This is a genomic window from Microcoleus sp. CAWBG27, from assembly GCF_020883145.1.
Classification (GTDB): Bacteria; Cyanobacteriota; Cyanobacteriia; order Cyanobacteriales; family Microcoleaceae; genus Microcoleus.
Genome location: NZ_JAHREU010000015.1, coordinates 81,895 through 99,688, shown reverse-complemented (window position 1 = coordinate 99,688; position 17,794 = coordinate 81,895). Strand labels below are relative to the sequence as shown.

Here is a 17,794-nt window from a genome sequence, read left to right as displayed (position 1 = left end):
GAGAGTGGAAAGAAGAGTGGGAAGATTTACAGATATTGTTGTAAGATGTTGGCGGTTGCTGTTCCGGTTTTGTGCCAGCTAAATTCGGCCGATCGCGCTAAGCTAGATTTTTTTAAGCGCGATCGCACTTTTGAATCTGTGGCTACTGTTTGCATGGCTGCTGCTATTTCTCCAACGCTGTAGGGATTGACTAATAATGCCGCATCTCCGGCTACTTCTGGCATCGATGACAGGTTGGAAGTGATGACTGGTGTACCGCAGGCCATTGCTTCTAAAATCGGCAAGCCGAATCCTTCCCATAGTGTGGGAAACACCAGGGCGATCGCCTGATTCATCAGTACGGGCAATTGCGAGTAGGGAACGTAACCGAGAAACTTTACCAAAGATTGTAAACCCAATTGTTCTACTTGTGCGATCGACTGTGGCGTGTAGGCGTTGGGAGGCCCGGCTAGCCAAAGTTCGTAGTTTGTGCGATCGGCTAAACTCGCAAATGCAGCAATTAATCTTTCCAAGTTTTTGTAACTATCGTGTCTGCCGGTATAAAGAAAATAATTTTTTGCTGGCAAGTCGAGACAGCGAAAATTAATATTATCACAAGCTAGGGGAATTGCGGTCATTTTCTGAGGCGAAATCTGGTAAAAGTTAGCAACATCTATCGCCGTTGCTTGGGAATCGCAAATAATATGTTCGGCTTGTCGCAAAACCTGGGGGATGTAGTAGCGGAAATAAGCTGTCAGCCGAGAGAACTTTTGGGGGAATCGCAAAGGAATTAAATCGTGAACCGTAACTATGTAACGGCATTTGGAATATAAAGGTGCTTCTGGAATCGGCGAAAATATTAGGTTTGACTGCAATTTGTCGTAAATTTTAGGCAATTCAAATTGAGTCCACAGCAGTCTGTTAATTTGTCCTTTCGGGCCTCGATTCGGTGTGATGTTATCTGGAATTTGATAGCAACTATAATTCTCAATTTTCTGGGAAGCGAGTAATGTTGGTTCTAGGTGTTGCAGTTGGGGGAAAAGATTGGCTGCATAAGTACCGATTCCCGTGGGTTCGGGAGTAAGAAAGGATAAATTGATTAACAGTTGATTGGACACGTTTTGAGTAAAAATAAACTTGTGATTAGTCGATATTTGATATCAAACTAAGTCGATTTTCGGCGATATTTGTGAGGAATGGCACTACCCGCTGGTGTTAATTTAAGATCTAAAACTTTTGAATTTATCGTTCGCATCCAAGGCTCGATCCCCCTAAATCCCCCTTAAGAAGGGGGACTTTGAGAATACTTTTGTCCCTCTTTAAGAAGCAGGACTTTGAGAATACTCTTGTCCCCCCCTTTTTAAGGGGGGCTAGGGGGGATCTAGGCTTAAATTAACACTAACAGACACTGCCACTTCCTTACCCACATCAATATATGTATGCTTAAGGTCGATCGAGCATTTGAGCAATCTCGCCTGGATTTGGCAGCCGAATTGTAGCATACTCCTGGTGAATAATCTCAAAAAAACTCTTGACTTTGTGTTCAAAAGGTGGGAGTCTAAAGTTCTGACTGCGTTGCTGTGCGCCAGCTTGAAGTTCTGCCAGCAAATCGGGATTGACAATTAGTTGATGTGAATAGTGGCAAAGTTCCTCAACCGTATTGAACAAAAAGCCCGATCGCCCGTGTTCGACAATTTCCGGTTGTCCACCGCCACAAAACGCGATCGGGGCACAACTATTTTGCATTGCTTCAACAGTCGCCATCCCAAAATGTTCAAACCTTTGAGGATTGACTTCACCCAAACCGCAGCCATGCCAAAATATACTCGATTTAGCATAAAGCAATTTTATCTCATCTAAGGAACCATTAACTTTAAGTTCGATCGCCCTTGAATCCTGCTTCAGCAAATTATGAACCGCCTTTAAATAAGGATTTTTCGGAACACTGCTTCCAGCTAAAATTAGCCGCCATCCTTGAAGTTCATCGGGATAATCTGCTAGCAAATTGCGGAAAGCTTGGATGAGTTCAATTTGCTTTTTTGTTCCTCCAGCTTCAAACTGTCCCACAGCTAAAATTATCTTTTCCTTCGACACTTTAGCTGTAGCCATTTCCACGGGCGGATATAGCATAAAAGTTGGTTGCAAATTCCAACGTTTCTCTAACCACTTGACAGTAAATTGACTGTTGGCAATAATAAAAGTGTAATCATCCACAGCAAAATGACGGTTGCGAAAAGTATTCGGAAAGTGGCAGAAAAATACTGATATCGGCGACAGCGGTTTGACTTTTTCGAGTTGGTTGGCGTTGACGAAAAGATCGTAATTTTTGCTTTCTCTGGCAATTTCATCAAAGGGATTTTCCATATCCTCAGCGATGATACTGGAATCGATACACTGCATTCCGCGCTTCTCGTAAAATTGCAACGGAATAATCTTGATTTTGCATCCTGAAAGGTTGAGTCCGTACCACGACTCTAAGTCAGAAACAGCAACGGGTTTGTTGGCGATAAAAGTAATATCAAATTCATTTTGCAGTAGCGAGGCGATGGTAGCGACGTATTTTTGTCCGCCGCCGATAAAATGCAGTCCGTGATCGTAAATTGCGATCGACATTTTGCGATCGCCCCTAACCACCTCCAATCGAGGTAAAATGCGATCGATCTTCATTCTACTGTAAATCACCGCCAACTTTTCAGTCAACTGCGGCAGTACAGTGGCGACGATTTCCGGCTTCTGATAATCTAGCAGTTTTTTAATCGCGAAAAACAAACTCTCGAACAGCAAATCGTACTGTTTGTTACTAAAAAAATCCGAAGTATGAATCGATTTCACTAATTGCAGAGGTTCGTGTTTCGCCAAATACAAAAACCGATTGCGGTTGCAGAAATACTCGGTGAGTTTGCTACCTTTACTCGAACCTCGATACTCGTGATGGGCGATAGCTGCGGGAGTATAAAGCATTTTCCAACCGCGTTTTTGGCAGCGTTTGGAAAACTCTACATCTTCAAAATACATCACAAAATCTTCATCTATAGGCCCGACATCTTCCAGACATTCTCTGCGGAAAAGCACCGCCGCCCAACAAAGCCCTTCTACTTCCCTTTCTGTATTATATTGTCCCGAATCTTTTTCGCCAAAACCGACATCTTGCCAATAAAAATTAGGTAATTGCTGAATGCCCGCGCTGTTAATTCGCCCGTCTTTAAACAGCAATTTGCCGCTAGCAGCACCGATTTTTTTTTCAGTCTCTAGGCGTTTAACTAATATTTCTAGCCAGTGACACTCAAGCGTTGCATCGTTATTGAGAAAGCCGATGTATTGCCCTTTTGCTTCGCTGATGCCGAGGTTGAGGGCTTTGGCAAAGTTGTTGGCGGTATTCACAAAAATGCGAACTTTTGGAAACAGTTCGCGCAGGGAACTAACGGAATCGTCTTGAGAGCAATTATCAATTACAATTAAATCGAGTTGTGATTCTGGATACGCAAGTTTTTGTAGGGATTTCAAGCAGTCTTTGGTGTGGCGCAGACCATTATAGTTAACTATAATAAATGAGCATATAGGAAGTGTAGTCATCTTTGATGCTTTATGGTTGTCGATCGCCCAATTGAGCGGTAATCTCCTGTAAAATAGCAGTATGTTGCTGCTGTACTGCTTTGATTTGCTCTACTTCAGACTGAAAATTTGCGATCGCCCTTTGTTGACTCTCAAGCTGTGCTGTAAGTTCGGGAAATCCGCTGCTGAATTCCGATGTAAGTTTTTTCTCTAGAGTTTGTTGATTTTCTTGCAATTTTTGCAACTGTGTGCTCAATGTTTGCACAACGCGGGTATTCGCGAAATTGTAAATTACTTGCCTGTCTAATACGGGCTTGAGCAATTTTCGGACGATTTTTCTGACGGCGATGACTGCGGAACCGAGCCGCCTTTGGTAAGATGTAATTGGAATGTTATAAATGTCAAAGCCCGCTTTGAGAAGGGCAATGTCTTCGTCATCTTCATTTTGGGCGATCGCACTTTTTGCTCTTTCCGGCAGCGGCAACTCAGCAATACCAATTCGCGGCTCCAAAGTTTGGCGCAATTTATCTATAATTTGTTGAGTCGGTATTTCTTCGTACTGCAATCTGTCGCCTCCTTTTAATTTATGGTGCGCCTCGGCACACCATCTCGTAGGGTTAGCAACCCGCACCACTGGGTAAATTGCCCCTACGAGAATAGTGCAAATCCCAAGTTAGACTAACTCGATTTGACTGTCATCACCAATCATAAACCGCAACGCTTTAGGGCGCGGCGGCGCATTTGTGAGTTGAGCTCGCTGCCCGATCACGCTGTCAACAATTCGCTGGTGAATGCCAACAATTTTCGCCCCTTGCAATATTACACTGTGTTCGATATCAGCATCAACCATCGTCACGCGATCGGCAATACTGCTGTAAGGCCCAATAAAGCAATTTTCAATGCGGCAATTTTCCCCAATTACCACAGGCCCGCGAACTGTAGAATTAATAATTTCACTGCCTTCGCCTATTTGCACTCGCCCAATAATTTGACTTTTGGCATCTACTTTTAATTCAGTTGAAGCTACGATACAGCTATCTAAAATGATTTGGTTTGCACTCAGCAAATCATCTTTTTTCCCGGTATCCAACCACCAACCATCTAAATTGCAGGCTTCTACGTGTTTTTCTTGATTGATTAGCTGTTGGATAGCATCAGTAATTTCGAGTTCCCCGCGGGCAGATGGTTGAATTTGATCGATCGCCTCGTGAATAGTAGGAGCAAAAAAGTAAATCCCCACCAGTGCTAAATTAGACGGCGGAACTATGGGTTTTTCTACTAACTGTAAAACTCGCCCGTTCTCATCAACCTTTGCTACACCGAAAGCACTCGGATTGGGAACTGGGCGCAGCAAAATTAGAGCGTCTAGTTTTTGCTTATTAAAATTCTCTAAAAACGGATCTAGCTGACTCTGAATTAAGTTATCTCCTAAATACATAATAAATGGAGAATCACCCAAAAATGGTCTAGCAATTTTTACTGCATGAGCGAGTCCCGCCGGCTCTGATTGTAAGATATAAGTGATTTTTGCACCGAAGCGAGAGCCATCTCCTGTTTTCGCCTTCACCTCTTCACCTGTTTCAGGACTAATAATAATCCCGATATCCGTAATCCCAGCCGCCACAATGCCTTCAATTCCGTACCACAGTATCGGCTTATTTGCCACAGGAACCAACTGCTTAGCACCCGTATAGGTTAGGGGACGCAAGCGTGTTCCTTTGCCGCCAGAGAGGATGAGTGCTTTCATTGGGTGAAATCTAAGTTATCCTTTAGGGTTTGCGGTGCTGGCTTGACTTGCCTGCACTTATTCGCTCTCGTTAATTTTAAAGCACAGCTACCCCGCTGGCAATAGCCGATCAAAAAGAAGGAAGAGTTGACAGTTGACAGTTGACAGCACACCAGTTGACAGTTGACAGTTGACAGTTGACAGTTGACAGAAGTAATCAAAGCAGGGGTTTCAGCAATTAAGAACGTTTTTAATATCAATACTTCGGACAGTTTTAGATATAATTGAGTATCTCAAACCTTTGATGGCTATAGGGATGAGTATTTTTTCAATCTTTAAGTAAGCGTCCTGAGTTTTAAAAAAACCATTAAAAATGCCAGGGCTTACGCTGTAACGCTTACAGAGTCGTCAAAAAACTGTCCGAAGTATTGTAATATAGCGGTTCTCAAAAAGTGAGGTATGCCCTATGCCCTATGCCCTATGCCCTATGCCCTATGCCCTATGTCCTATGCCCTATGCCCTATGCCCTATGCCCTATGCCCTATGCCCATGATTACCTGATATGAGATGTCGAAACGCTATATCTTGTCGGTTCCAATCCAACAAATGATTTCTAGCGATCGAGCATTCAGTCATCTAAAATCTAAAATGGTTTAATAGTGGCCGTATCGGGCGATAACTTGACTACCACTATTCTTGTTATTTGTCAACCACGCCCACATCTGATCGCCCACAGAAAAATGCCACCACTCGTTAGGATGTTGCTGAAAACCAGCAACTATCATCGCATCTTTCAATATTTGCCTGTGCAGGTGGTATTGCTGTTCTTGCGCGTCTTTGCTATTACCAAAATAATCGGGATAAGAACGTTCCGATATTTCATCAATCGGAGAACCCATATCAATTTGTCGATTATTTTGATCGACTAAAGTTATATCTAAAGCTGCGCCTGTACTGTGAGGGGGAGGCGTAGCGCGATCGAGGCTCGGCACAGCCCAAAATTGATATACGTGTTCTATAATAACTTGGCGTTGGTCTTCGGAAACTGGAAATTCGCAGCCTTGAGCTACGGCAATTTGATTGAAAGTATAATCTACCATAAATTGCTGAACTTCCACGGGTCGATAGGCATCAAATATTAGAATTTTCAAATTTTGATGATTTTGCTGTAGATGCGTTTTAGCTGCTACCAGATTATCTACAACTCCTTGCCGCAAATAGTAAGGTGAATCTGCTTTACTGTTGTGATAGGGAGCACCCAACTTTTGATAAGGGTGCGGAATTTCAAAGGCAAAATGTTCTGGTGGAATTGGGACTAAAGGCTCGCCGCATTCGTCAATTTCTATTTGCTGATATGGTTTCATATCAAGGTTTTACCTACTTGATGATTACTGTACAAAGGTTTGTAGTGAGGACTTCAGTCCTAAAATATTTATGAGGACTAAAGTCCTCACTACAAACACTATAGCAGCATAAATATCTTCATCTTCTAAATCGTCACAATCATCTATAATTTCTTTAGCATTCATACCTGAACAGAGTAATTCAAGAATCAACTCTACTGGATATCTGAGACCGCGAATACAGGGTTTTCCGTGACAGATATTTGGATCGAGTGTGATGCGTTGCAAAAGTTGGTTGTCCATGTTTGAGGAGCCACTGTTAAATATATTCTAAGATAAAGATCGTAACTCTAGCTCGGTTTGTAGTAAAGACTTTAGTCCTCAAAAAAATCAGCGGACTAAAGTCCTCACTACAAACATTTTAAAAAATCCTAACTTTGGCGGTAAGCAACTACCGCATAAAAAGGATCGCCGCCTCCCATCCCCAGCATTTGCATAAAACTCGGCAAGCTAGACTGTTTAGCAATTACTTCCGGCTTGCTAAATCCGGGTATGTTCGCTCCTTGGACAGAATCAAAGTAACCCTGAACTAATTTTACCCGATCGCCCTCCGAACCTTCCCGCCAAGCGGCAATTGCTTTTTGATAAAACATCCGGTTGGAAAAACTGATAATTGCTACGCCCCCCGGCTTCAAAATCCGGTGAATTTCGGTGAAAATCGCATCCGCGTATTGCAAATATTGTACCGAAACGCAGTTGACAACCGCGTCAAACTCTGCATCCGGGAGCGGCAATTTAGGATTTGCGTTCAAATTCTGCACGAAATAATGATTCAGTCGGGGATTTTTTGCCAACTCCTCTTCATTCATGCCGTGCCCTTCGACATGAGCAAATTCCATTTCCTCGGGCAAGTGAGACACCCAACTGCTCATCATATCGAAAATCCGAGTATTCGGTTTCAGCCGTTCCCGATACAAATCGGTTAGTTGCTGAATGAATCCCTCGTCTACGTGCGTCACAAACCGGGGATAGGAATAGAACAGATTGTCGTCTGTATCGTCTAACTTGGTGCGCTGATTTTCTTGGAGTGGCATAACGTGCGATGTGCGATCGTAACTTTACTCTTCTTATTTTACTAATAATTAAGAAATGTAAACAGATTCCCCAGGATAAACTTTCCAGCACTCGCCTGCTCCTGTTTTAAATCATTATCTTCAGAGTTTACTCAGTATTTTTATTATGCAAGACTCTGCTTCATTCAGCTTGTCACCACACATTCCGGCTCGTTTATACGTTGATTCAAGACCAAGAATAGCTGAATGAGCGGCTTCAAAATAAGGCAGTATCTGGCTCTTTATAGACGGATCGATCGACTCATCTTTTTTTAAATTATCGCACAGGCGAGACACGGCCCATTTGGCATCACTCATCATTGTTGTTTCGTAGGCTTCTTCCACCTCGGATTGGGCGTTCTTTAATTGCTGAATGATTTGATGCAATTTTTTTCTTTGCTCTTCGCACATCACATTCATCACTCCTTGAGAGACTAAATTATATAGGAATAGAACAAATTATTATCGTCGGTATTATTTAACTCGGTGTACTGATTTCCTGGGAATACAATAAAGTGCGATCGCAACTTTGAGCTTCCTATTTTAGGAATAATTAAGAAATCCAAACAAGTTTGACGAAAATTTAGCTGGTTTTTGCGATCGAGCGTGGGCGATCGCCCTCATTATACTGACTTACTTGCTGCCGACTCCATCTCAAATCTCAAATCCGATGACCAAAAACCTGCTTGCACCCCTTGACAGATCCATAAAAACCTCTTACACTAATAATACGAACGCTAAGTAATAAACCTATGGTTACTACATCCACAGTCGATCGCCCAAATTTAGCTCAGTGGCACGACGTGCTCGCCCCCCACAGCCTCGGCTACCGCATCAAACTGCTGGCACAGCTAGGTAGTCGCAGACTGCAAGAAGGACTTGAACCCTTTGGACTCACAGCTTTTCACTGGCTGGTACTGTGCTGTTTGTGGCAAGAAGATGGTTTAGCAACTTCCAGCATTGGCGACAAACTGCAACAAGTAGGCGGGACGCTGACTGGCGTGATCGATCGCATGGAAGAAAGAGGTTTAGTCCGCCGGGAAAGAGACACGCGCGATCGCCGCATTTGGCGCATTTGGCTGACAGACTCGGGTACGCAACTGCAAGAGGTATTGCCCCCGCTGGTAGCAGATATCAGAGAGAAGTCAATGACTGGAATTTCAAAGGCCGATCGAGAACTCTTCTCCCAATTGATCGATCGGGCGATCGTCAATCTTTCCTAAACCGCCAACAAATAGCTCTTTCGACTGAAGCGCAGCAGCATCTACCTCAACTACATTAAGAACAACTCAAAAATACTACGCACTCTTAAAAAAAGCAGTCTTAATAACTTAAAACTACGTACCCTAAACAAACGACATCTTACTAAAGTATCAGGAGTCAAATACCATGAAAGGCACAAACGAAATCAACCCAGCAGAATTCAACGGTAACGGCAAAGGCAAAGCAGTAGCCCTCTTAGAAAAGCCGATCGACGACACCATAGCAAAAAGCCTACCAGTAATCCCCGCCCCAGAGACAGAAATCAGTGCCCCCGCCGATGTCAAAACAGGCACAGAAACAGAACTGCAAGCACCCCTACCGCCTGCAACCCCGAAGAAAAAGTCCAAGAAACCGCTGATTTTTGCAGCGCTGGGCATCGGGGCGATCGCAGCAGGCAGCTTTGGCTACAATTATTGGCAATACGCCTCCATCCACCAAGAAACCGAAAACGCCACAGTAGCCGGACACATCCACCAAGTCAGCAGCCGCATCAACGGTACTGTCGGCGAAGTCTTAGTAGAAGACAACCAACAAGTAAAACCCGGCCAACTGCTGATTAAACTTGACCCCCGCGACTACCAAGTTAAACTGCAACAATCCCAAGCAGCCCTAGAAAACGCCCGCCGCCAAGCCGAAGCAGCCCAAGCGAATATTTCCCTAGCCTCTCAAACCAGCCAAGGTAAAACAGCCCAAGCCCAAGGAGATATCGGCACCGCCAACGCTGGCATTTCCACCGCCCAAGCAGCAATTAGGGAAGCCCAACAAGGCGTACCCGCAGCCGAAGCCGCAGTCGCCCAAGCGGAAGCTGGCGTCCCCGCAGCACAAGCGAAAGTCGCCCAAGCTGAAGCCGGAATTCCCCAAGCTCAAGCTAAAGTGACGGAAGCTGAAGCCGGAATTGCCGCAGCGCAAGCTCAGTTAGTGCAAGCGCAAGCTAATCTTGTGAAAACGCAAGCAGATTATAGACGGTACGAAAGTTTGCAGCAAGAAGGTGCGATCGCCGGCCAGCAACTAGACGCAGCGAGAGCCGCCTACGAAGTAGCCCAAGGCCAAACCACCGCAGCCCAACAAGGAATTGCCCAAGCTAGAGCGCGGTTAGCCCAAGCCAAGGAAGGCGTAACCGCAGCCCAAGCAGCAGTAGCGCAAGCTCAAGAAGGAGTAAAGCAAGCTGAAGCTCAAGTCGCGCAAGCCAAAGTCGGCGTCGCCAGCGCCCAAGCTAAAGTCGCTGTAGCCCAAGAAGGTATCAGCACCGCTGAAGCCAAACTGGCTGCATCGAAGGGCGGATTGCAACAGGCTCAAGCTACGGGCGAGCAAACTAAGGTCAGTCGATCGCAGTATGATGCTGCTAAGGCTGCGATCGCCCAATCGGAAGCTGCGGTGAAAGACGCTCAACTGCAACTTTCCTACACGAATATCACCGCACCCGCCGCCGGACAAATCGGGCGCAAATCGGTTGAAGTGGGGCAGCGGGTGCAGTCGGGAACTCCGTTAATGGCGATCGTCAGCAACGATTTATGGGTAATTGCTAACTTCAAAGAAACGCAACTGGCAAACATGAAACCAGGCCAAAAAGTAGAAATCAAATTAGATGCTTTTGGTAGCCGCAAATTTGAAGGGCGTCTCGATAGTTTCTCCCCTGCTTCTGGCGCTCAATTCTCCCTATTGCCTCCAGACAATGCGACGGGAAACTTCACCAAAGTAGTGCAGCGGATTCCGGTGAAAGTTGTCTTTGATGCCGACAGCATTAAAGGCTATGAATCGCGAATTGCACCGGGGATGTCTGCTACTGTCAACGTTGAATTGAAATAAAGTCAGGATTTACGCAGAAAATCATGTAGGTGTATACTGCCCTCACTGTCAAGATTTTCTGCGTCTAGAAGTCCCTCTCTCCGATTAAAACCTCATAGTTTGTGGGTGTGTATTGCTAGCCAGCGATTGGTGTGATTGCTTACGGCCCACTTCGCGACGACTCACTTTACCTCATCGTACTGGTACCCAATCAGTAATCTGTCGGCTGGCTACACGCGCTTTTTCAGAAAGTTGGGAGACGAAGGGCGATCGCGCTTTGACTCTCAGACCTGACTCTATTTCTCAATTGTCAGCAATAGCTATAGTATAATAGAAAATATTATCGTATAAAAGCCATGTCTCAAGCAACATTAACTGATGTTTCCTTAGATTCAATATTAGAGCGTTTGACGCAACTTACTAAACTGGAAACTGACTGGGATTCTTATGGTGCATTGCCAGTTTCGCCCGTTGCTTTTGTCAAAGCCTGTCAACTTCTCATAGATGTTAAATATTCTCTTTCAGCTTTAGTTGCTGAGCAACTTTTACCATCAGATGTCGCACCAATTGCTGATGGTAGCCTACAAATGGAATGGCGGGGGCCGCACGGGCAACTAGAAGTGGAAATAAAGCCTGACGTGGATTTCAGCTATTTGCTAATTAAGGGTGAAGGAAGCGATAGAAAGTTTGAGGAGAAAAACCAGGTATCATTGTCTGAGGTCTTGAATGTTGTATCTCAGGTTTTGATTCCATAAGTCAGGGTAGGGTAATGCTAGAAGAAATTGCAGATAACGATATCCTTTATCGTCGGATTCCTAACGTACATATTTATGAGGATGGTACTGTAAAATCAGTTGCTTTTCAGGTTAGAGGAAAACCTGATAATAGTATCTCAGTTGAGTTAGCTCGGTTAACAACTCAGCAGGAGAGTTTAGCTTTTGCGAAAAATCCTGATACTACTAAGGTGGGTGTTTTGGTAGCAGGATATGCCCGTTCTTTAGGTTTTATTATCCGGCACGATCCCTTGCCAGATAATCGCGCCCATTGTCTAATGGAGGGGGAAAATAATAAAGTTAAGTGTAAACTATTGGCTGAGGCTACAACTATTTTAACTTTGCCTGATTAAAGGCGATCGCACTTTTTGACAAATTGGGATGTAAGGGCGATCTATCTTTTTCTAAACTCGCGATACTAAGGCTTACTTATCTTCTTCCAGTAAACTTTCAAGCATTGGAGTTAGGATTTTCACGACTGGATTATTTGTAAGTTCCATTAGCGCTGCTACTCCACCAGCTTTCAAAGCTTTAAGTACCTTTCCCTTGACATCAGGTTTTTTTTCAATTTCTTCCATAGCTTTTGTAGCAAATGCTGATTTCTCGACAGCCGTTTTTGTTGGGTATGTCTCAGACAACTGATCTAAAAGCTCCTGAATTTCTTTTGCGGCTTCGGCAAGAGTTTGCTTTTGTTCAGGTGAGTAATTGTTAATAGTCCCACCTATTTGCTCAGCCTCTACTTTCTCACTGTAGCCAACACCTATTGATGCCTGACTTTGGTCGAGATTTATTTTACGTTCTGACATAATATCTCCGTATTAAGAATTAACTATTGTTGTCTGTTATCTATTTTGCCACCTATTTGTCCAGATTGCAGTTGCTCAGCATAGCCAACACCTATTGTAGCCTGACTTTGGTTAATATTAATTACCTTGATATCTTCTATGTCACTCTCCATAAATTCGCATAATTGTGAAATCACATCTCTGACGCCTGATTTATCGGCAGTGACAAATATTACATTGTCTCCTGAATTTACATATAATTCAAGTCCTATTCGTTTTGGTTGCAAAAGGTCGTCAATAATTCCAGCACATGCTAATAAAAGGGTTAGTATTCCAAATCCTTGTACCTGTGGGTCGCTCTGATACAATAAAATAGCGCCTAAGAAAAGTAATATCAAGATAACTAGAGGATGTACTTTATAAGGCGTTTTTACATTTGCAACTCCAAATCCAGTAACGTTACGAAATTGATAAACACAAGAACCAAATTTAACTACTTTTTTAGTAACTACTATAGCTTCTGGTCTATCTATTACAATAACTTTGTCATCTTGGCGCTGTAGGCTTTTTCCCGTGTTTATACTCATACTTGTTCTCCTTACTATAGTATTTAATGGTGTTATATCTTGCAATTTCAATCTACTGAATGAAGTTGATATTTTTCAAATTTCGCCTACGTATCGCACCACTATAGTTTGAGCAAAAGCAATTATTTTGCAACGTTTTGACTATTATCATTTTGTCCAATTTTATAAGTTTTGTCTAGTAAAATAAAGTAGGATTTAGTAGGTATTTATTTAATGCTTATTACAGTGAATCAGTAGCAAATAGTATAATTTAGTTGCTAAAGTATCAAACGGTAGGATAGAGTAGGATAGCAACCAGCCAAACTAAACCCCCACTCCACCTATGGAAGTTCAGGAAGTCTTAAAAATCGCTGACGACATCGTATTCGCTAAGACAGGAAAACATCTCAATCATTTACAAGAAGGCATATTGCGCGGTACTTGGCAACGCCAGAAATACCCAGAGATTGCCAAAACCTGCTACCGTAGCGAAGCTCATGTCAAGAAGGTAGCATCAAAATTATGGAAGCTGTTATCAGAAATATTAGGCGAAAATATTAATCAATCTAACTTTCGATACACAGTGGAAAGATTGCAATTATCCATAGTTGAATCAAACTTTGGAAACTATTATGCACAAATTGATAATTTCAGTGTTTGTGAGAACAAGTCGCATCCCTCAGAAATCCCAAATACAGAAAAACCTAATCAGCCAATTTACAACAAAACTCAACCTAAAGAACGACTAGACATAGGCGACGCACCAGAACCCAGCCTATTCTATAACCGCACATCCGAACTCACCACCCTCGAAAACTGGATTTTAGGCCGCACCCGTCTCATCACCATCCTCGGCTTATCCGGTATTGGCAAAACCGCCCTGACACTCCAACTAATCCCACAAATTCAACACGAATTCGATCGCATCATCTGGCGAAGTCTCCGCAACTCTCCACCGCTGGCATCACTCCAAACCGACTTAATTCAATCCTGTAGGGGCGGTGCCCCCGTGCCCGCCCCCTCCGAAGAAAGGGCGATCGCGGGGGGATTGCCTCAGAAAGAAAGGGCAACCACGGGGGGATTGCCCCTACTAGAATATCTACGATCGCACCGCTGTCTGATCATCCTCGATGATATCCAAACCATCTTTAGCAGCCAACAACTCGCAGGAAACTACCGATCGGGCTATGAAAATTACGGCACATTCTTCAAACTCATAGCAGAATCATCCCACAACAGTTGCCTCATCCTCAACAGTTGGGAAAAACCCAGAGAAATAGCCACTTTAGAAGGCGAAAACCGCCCCTGTAAATCGCTGCAACTCAACGGTTTAGGCCTCGAAGCACAAGAAATATTCAGAGAAAAAGGTTTAGCAGAACCGGAGAAATGGTCAGAACTAATCGACCTTTACCGAGGCAATCCTTTATGGTTAAATATAATTTCCACATTGATTCAAGACTTATTCGGCGGCAGCGTTTCCGAATTCCTATCCTATGATACCCTATTCCTAGGTGACTTAGAATCACTATTGCAGCAGCAGTGCGATCGCCTAACCGCATCCGAACAACAAGTTATCGCTTGGCTAGCCAATACCCGCGAACCAGGCAACATCTCACAAATACCAGAAAACCTGCAACTATCACCGCCAGAACTATTGAAAGTCATCCAATCTTTAGGGCGCAGGTCATTAGTTGAAACAGTCAAACAAAATGGGCGATCGCACTTCACGCTCGAACCAGTAATCAGAGAGTATATAATAAACAAAATCCGCAATCAAAATTGACAGAATTAATGAAAATCGCCACCTGGAACGTCAACTCAATTCGCACCCGCTTAGAACACGTTACTAGCTGGCTGCAAACCAACCAAATCGACGTTCTCTGCTTGCAAGAAACCAAAGTTATAGACAAAGACTTTCCCCTGCAACCATTTGTAGACATCGGCTACAACTGCTACATCTCCGGTCAAAAATCCTACAACGGCGTCGCTATTTTTAGTCGATCGCCCCTGTCACAAGTCAGCGCCGGATTTTCCCCCATTCTCGGCACCGAAACCACAGGTATCTTTGACGAACAAAAGCGCCTCATAGCCGGGGTTATAGACGATATTTGCATTATTTCCGTATACGTTCCCAACGGTTCCGAGATTGGTTCCGAGAAGTATCAATACAAACTGCATTGGCTCAAACTGCTGCAAGAATACCTGAAAATAGCACTAGACAAATCGCCCAACCTGTGCATTTGTGGCGACTTCAATATCGTACCGGACGATCGAGATATATACAATCCCAAAGCTGCTGCAAACTCCGTTGGCCTATCAATACCCGAACGCCAAGCATTAACAGAAATCACCGAATTAGGATTAAGCGACCCCTTTCGCAAATTCACCTCAGAAGGCGGACATTATAGTTGGTGGGACTATCGCGCCGCCGCATTTCCCCGCAACAACGGTTGGAGAATCGACCACCATTATCTCAGTTTGCCCTTGTACGAACAAGCCAAAAACTGTACAATAGATATTGCTCCCAGAAAATTAGTCAAACCCAGCGATCACACCCCCGTAATTGTCGAAATTTGATTTATAAGTTATAAAGTTAATAACAACTCACATCGGGCATAATTCTCAATAAACTCCTCAGTCATCTTTCAGAAGACTTAAGCTTTGAGGCAGGGGTTTAAACCCCTGCCTGACTATGGCAGTAAGTGCAATATCTCAATAAAAACCAACAACCAAAAATCATGTTCTTAGTAACTGGAGCAACAGGCCCCCTAGGCCGCCGAATTGTACGAGAAATCAGACAGCAAGACAAACCTGTCCGCGCATTTGTTCGCCTCGCTTCTCGCTACTCAGAATTAGAAAACCGAGGTGCCGAGATTTTTATCGGCGACTTAAAACAAGATAAAGATATCAAAAAAGCTTGTCAAGGAGTGCAATACATCATCAGCACCCACGGCACAGGCGGCGACGTTCAAGCAGTACACTACCGCGCCAACATAGAACTGATCGACTGCGCCAAAGAAGCCGGAGTGGAGCACTTTGTCTTTCTTTCGGTACTGGGAGTCGATCGCGGATACGAAGATTCAGCAGTATTCAAAGCCAAGCGAGAAGTCGAAAAATACCTGCAAAACAGCGGATTAAATTATACCATTTTACGGCCAGCCGGTTTCGCTTCGAGTTTGCTGCCGCTAGCAGAAAGATTTCGAGAAACCGGGCTTTACCTGCTGATTGGCGACGGCAAAAACCGCACCTCTGTTGTCAGTACCGACGACTTAGCTCATATTGCAGCAGACTCGCCAACAGTCGAAGGCGCGCGCAACCAAATTTTATCAGTCGGCGGCCCCGATGTGCTCACCAGAGACGACATTGTCCGCATTTTCGGACGCTTGTTCAATCGCGAACCCGTGGTAATCAACCCGCCGTTGATGGTATTTGACGGCTTGCGAAATGCCTTGGGTTTGTTGAATCCTCAGGCTCAAAAAAGCTTGGGAACTTTGCGGGTATTGCTGGGTAACGAGTTTTTCTGCACTCCCGAAGAAGTGCAAAAATTGGAATCAATCTACGGCATCAGAATGGAATCCCTAGAAAGCTTTTTGCGGCGCAATTTGAGCGTTTGAAAAACTTGTTCGCAGTTGCGCTTGTTTCTCATTACCAGGCAGAGCCTGGTAATGAATATCCAGAGGCTCTGCCTCGAAATTGCTGCGGAATATCCGATTTACTTTAACAATCGGGATGACAGGATTTGAACCTGCGACCCCCTCGTCCCGAACGAGGTGCGCTACCAAGCTGCGCTACATCCCGAAATTAGTCAATAGATTTTTTATAATATCACATTTAAGTCAAAAGTTAGCAACCTCCTAGTATAATGTTTTGTAAAACACTACTCAGGCGGAGGCAGGCGTGACAGTTAAGCCCCAGTGGTTGCGAGTAAAAGCCCCCCAATGGGAGCGCGTCGGCAACGTCAAAGAAATTTTGCGGGATTTATCCCTGAATACGGTTTGCGAAGAGGCTTCGTGTCCGAACATCGGCGAATGCTTCAACGCAGGTACTGCTACATTTTTGATTATGGGGCCGGCTTGTACCCGCGCCTGCCCTTACTGCGATATCGATTTTGAGAAAAAGCCCCAATCTTTAGATCCGACGGAACCCCAAAGATTGGCGCAGGCGGTGCAGCGGCTAAAACTCAATCATGTTGTGATTACTTCTGTTAACCGCGATGATTTGCCGGATGGGGGCGCGTCTCAGTTTGTCGAGTGCATTCAAGCTGTACGATCGACAATGCCGGATACAACTATAGAAGTTTTGATTCCCGACTTGTGCGGCAACTGGCAAGCTTTAGAAATTATTCTCGCAGCCGGGCCCGAGGTACTCAACCACAATACCGAAACCGTAAAGCGACTTTACCGCAAGGTGCGGCCGCAAGGAAAGTACGATCGCAGCCTGGAACTATTGCAACGCAGCCGCGAACTCGCACCTGGGGTTTACACCAAATCCGGCATCATGGTGGGACTGGGGGAAACAGATGCCGAAATTCGCGAGGCGATGCAGGACTTGCGGGCAGTTGGCTGCGATATTTTGACCCTGGGACAGTACCTGCAACCTACTCAAAAGCACTTGAACGTTGAAAATTTTGTGCCGCCGGAACAGTTTGATGCTTGGAGAGAGTTTGGCGAATCTTTGGGATTCTTGCAAATTGTCGCTTCTCCCTTAACTCGCAGTTCCTATCATGCCGAACAGGTGAGGGAATTGATGAAACTTTACCCGCGCTAGTAATTTTAATTGGAGTGCACTGACGCGAGAGAGAATGATTGTCACTCAAAGTCCATCGGGTAACAGCATTGGTGACAATTTAAGCGAGGGAAGTATTTGTCCCTCAGCAATTATACTTAAAATTTGCTCAAATTTTGGGTGAA

17 protein-coding genes, 1 tRNA gene and 1 pseudogene are annotated in these 17,794 nt (G+C 44.4%); 8 read left to right on the top strand and 11 right to left on the bottom strand.

Going from position 1 to position 17,794, the window contains the following annotated elements:
• Nucleotides 1-26 precede the first annotated feature (26 nt).
• The 8 genes from QZ938_RS11605 to QZ938_RS11570 all read right to left on the bottom strand — a co-directional run bounded on the left by QZ938_RS11605 (nt 27) and on the right by QZ938_RS11570 (nt 8,135).
• Nucleotides 27-1,097: a glycosyltransferase family 1 protein gene (locus QZ938_RS11605; protein ID WP_293351412.1), complete on the bottom strand. Its 1,071-nt coding sequence runs from the start codon at nt 1,095-1,097 to the stop codon at nt 27-29.
• A gap of 325 nt (nt 1,098-1,422) precedes the next feature.
• On the bottom strand, nt 1,423-3,552 hold the full coding sequence (locus tag QZ938_RS11600; protein WP_293351414.1) for a glycosyltransferase: 2,130 nt from the start codon (nt 3,550-3,552) through the stop codon (nt 1,423-1,425).
• Nucleotides 3,553-3,562: 10 nt separating this feature from the next.
• Nucleotides 3,563-4,165, bottom strand: coding sequence for a hypothetical protein (locus QZ938_RS11595; RefSeq protein ID WP_293147842.1), 603 nt, complete (start codon nt 4,163-4,165; stop codon nt 3,563-3,565).
• A 39-nt stretch (nt 4,166-4,204) separates the two neighbouring features.
• A complete protein-coding gene (locus tag QZ938_RS11590; RefSeq protein ID WP_293147840.1) occupies nt 4,205-5,278 on the bottom strand; it encodes a glucose-1-phosphate thymidylyltransferase in 1,074 nt (357 codons plus the stop codon).
• 632 nt (nt 5,279-5,910) lie between these two features.
• Nucleotides 5,911-6,621, bottom strand: a complete 711-nt coding sequence (locus tag QZ938_RS11585) for a M15 family metallopeptidase (RefSeq protein ID WP_293351416.1) — start codon at nt 6,619-6,621, stop codon at nt 5,911-5,913.
• 24 nt (nt 6,622-6,645) lie between these two features.
• Entirely contained in the window at nt 6,646-6,903 is a 258-nt protein-coding gene (locus QZ938_RS11580; protein WP_293147834.1) for a DUF433 domain-containing protein, read from the bottom strand.
• A gap of 128 nt (nt 6,904-7,031) precedes the next feature.
• A complete protein-coding gene (locus tag QZ938_RS11575) occupies nt 7,032-7,694 on the bottom strand; it encodes a class I SAM-dependent methyltransferase (RefSeq protein ID WP_293147832.1) in 663 nt (220 codons plus the stop codon).
• A 120-nt stretch (nt 7,695-7,814) separates the two neighbouring features.
• Nucleotides 7,815-8,135 (bottom strand): hypothetical protein, encoded by a 321-nt coding sequence (locus tag QZ938_RS11570; RefSeq protein ID WP_293365516.1) that lies wholly within the window; start codon nt 8,133-8,135, stop codon nt 7,815-7,817.
• Between the two features lie 329 nt (nt 8,136-8,464).
• On the opposite strand from QZ938_RS11570, the gene QZ938_RS11565 reads away from it, so the two are divergent.
• From QZ938_RS11565 to QZ938_RS11550, 4 genes are all read left to right on the top strand, one after another.
• A complete protein-coding gene (locus tag QZ938_RS11565; RefSeq protein ID WP_293351418.1) occupies nt 8,465-8,935 on the top strand; it encodes a MarR family transcriptional regulator in 471 nt (156 codons plus the stop codon).
• Between the two features lie 166 nt (nt 8,936-9,101).
• Complete coding sequence (locus QZ938_RS11560) at nt 9,102-10,781, top strand: HlyD family efflux transporter periplasmic adaptor subunit (protein WP_293351420.1); 1,680 nt, start codon at nt 9,102-9,104, stop codon at nt 10,779-10,781.
• A gap of 335 nt (nt 10,782-11,116) precedes the next feature.
• Complete coding sequence (locus QZ938_RS11555) at nt 11,117-11,515, top strand: hypothetical protein (protein WP_293351422.1); 399 nt, start codon at nt 11,117-11,119, stop codon at nt 11,513-11,515.
• Nucleotides 11,516-11,529: 14 nt separating this feature from the next.
• Nucleotides 11,530-11,886: a hypothetical protein gene (locus QZ938_RS11550; protein ID WP_293351423.1), complete on the top strand. Its 357-nt coding sequence runs from the start codon at nt 11,530-11,532 to the stop codon at nt 11,884-11,886.
• Between the two features lie 72 nt (nt 11,887-11,958).
• On the opposite strand, the gene QZ938_RS11545 is transcribed toward QZ938_RS11550, so the two are convergent.
• Both QZ938_RS11545 and QZ938_RS11540 read right to left on the bottom strand, forming a co-directional pair.
• Nucleotides 11,959-12,339, bottom strand: a complete 381-nt coding sequence (locus QZ938_RS11545; protein WP_293351424.1) for a hypothetical protein — start codon at nt 12,337-12,339, stop codon at nt 11,959-11,961.
• Nucleotides 12,340-12,362: 23 nt separating this feature from the next.
• On the bottom strand, nt 12,363-12,905 hold the full coding sequence (locus QZ938_RS11540) for a DUF6232 family protein (RefSeq protein ID WP_293351425.1): 543 nt from the start codon (nt 12,903-12,905) through the stop codon (nt 12,363-12,365).
• 322 nt (nt 12,906-13,227) lie between these two features.
• On the opposite strand from QZ938_RS11540, the gene QZ938_RS11535 reads away from it, so the two are divergent.
• The 3 genes from QZ938_RS11535 (at nt 13,228) to QZ938_RS11525 (ending at nt 16,498) form a co-directional block, all read left to right on the top strand.
• A complete protein-coding gene (locus QZ938_RS11535) occupies nt 13,228-14,667 on the top strand; it encodes an NB-ARC domain-containing protein (RefSeq protein ID WP_293351426.1) in 1,440 nt (479 codons plus the stop codon).
• A gap of 8 nt (nt 14,668-14,675) precedes the next feature.
• Entirely contained in the window at nt 14,676-15,461 is a 786-nt protein-coding gene (gene xth / locus QZ938_RS11530) for an exodeoxyribonuclease III (RefSeq protein ID WP_293351427.1), read from the top strand.
• A 161-nt stretch (nt 15,462-15,622) separates the two neighbouring features.
• Nucleotides 15,623-16,498, top strand: coding sequence for an SDR family oxidoreductase (locus QZ938_RS11525; RefSeq protein WP_293351428.1), 876 nt, complete (start codon nt 15,623-15,625; stop codon nt 16,496-16,498).
• A gap of 110 nt (nt 16,499-16,608) precedes the next feature.
• Here the strand turns inward: QZ938_RS11525 and QZ938_RS11520 are convergent.
• Nucleotides 16,609-16,682: transfer RNA gene (locus QZ938_RS11520), tRNA-Pro, on the bottom strand.
• Between the two features lie 96 nt (nt 16,683-16,778).
• Between QZ938_RS11520 and lipA the strand changes: the two are divergent.
• Nucleotides 16,779-17,651 (top strand): annotated as a pseudogene (gene lipA, locus QZ938_RS11515) (lipoyl synthase); the annotation flags it as partial.
• Nucleotides 17,652-17,794: the final 143 nt, after the last annotated feature.

Coding starts and splice junctions, on each gene's coding strand:
- QZ938_RS11600 (WP_293351414.1), bottom strand. CDS start 3,552: ATGACTACACTTCCTATATGCTCATTTATTATAGTTAACTATAATGGT.
- QZ938_RS11590 (WP_293147840.1), bottom strand. CDS start 5,278: ATGAAAGCACTCATCCTCTCTGGCGGCAAAGGAACACGCTTGCGTCCC.
- QZ938_RS11585 (WP_293351416.1), bottom strand. CDS start 6,621: ATGAAACCATATCAGCAAATAGAAATTGACGAATGCGGCGAGCCTTTA.
- QZ938_RS11580 (WP_293147834.1), bottom strand. CDS start 6,903: ATGGACAACCAACTTTTGCAACGCATCACACTCGATCCAAATATCTGT.
- QZ938_RS11575 (WP_293147832.1), bottom strand. CDS start 7,694: ATGCCACTCCAAGAAAATCAGCGCACCAAGTTAGACGATACAGACGAC.
- QZ938_RS11565 (WP_293351418.1), top strand. CDS start 8,465: ATGGTTACTACATCCACAGTCGATCGCCCAAATTTAGCTCAGTGGCAC.
- QZ938_RS11560 (WP_293351420.1), top strand. CDS start 9,102: ATGAAAGGCACAAACGAAATCAACCCAGCAGAATTCAACGGTAACGGC.
- QZ938_RS11555 (WP_293351422.1), top strand. CDS start 11,117: ATGTCTCAAGCAACATTAACTGATGTTTCCTTAGATTCAATATTAGAG.
- QZ938_RS11550 (WP_293351423.1), top strand. CDS start 11,530: ATGCTAGAAGAAATTGCAGATAACGATATCCTTTATCGTCGGATTCCT.
- QZ938_RS11545 (WP_293351424.1), bottom strand. CDS start 12,339: ATGTCAGAACGTAAAATAAATCTCGACCAAAGTCAGGCATCAATAGGT.
- QZ938_RS11540 (WP_293351425.1), bottom strand. CDS start 12,905: ATGAGTATAAACACGGGAAAAAGCCTACAGCGCCAAGATGACAAAGTT.
- QZ938_RS11535 (WP_293351426.1), top strand. CDS start 13,228: ATGGAAGTTCAGGAAGTCTTAAAAATCGCTGACGACATCGTATTCGCT.
- xth (WP_293351427.1), top strand. CDS start 14,676: ATGAAAATCGCCACCTGGAACGTCAACTCAATTCGCACCCGCTTAGAA.
- QZ938_RS11525 (WP_293351428.1), top strand. CDS start 15,623: ATGTTCTTAGTAACTGGAGCAACAGGCCCCCTAGGCCGCCGAATTGTA.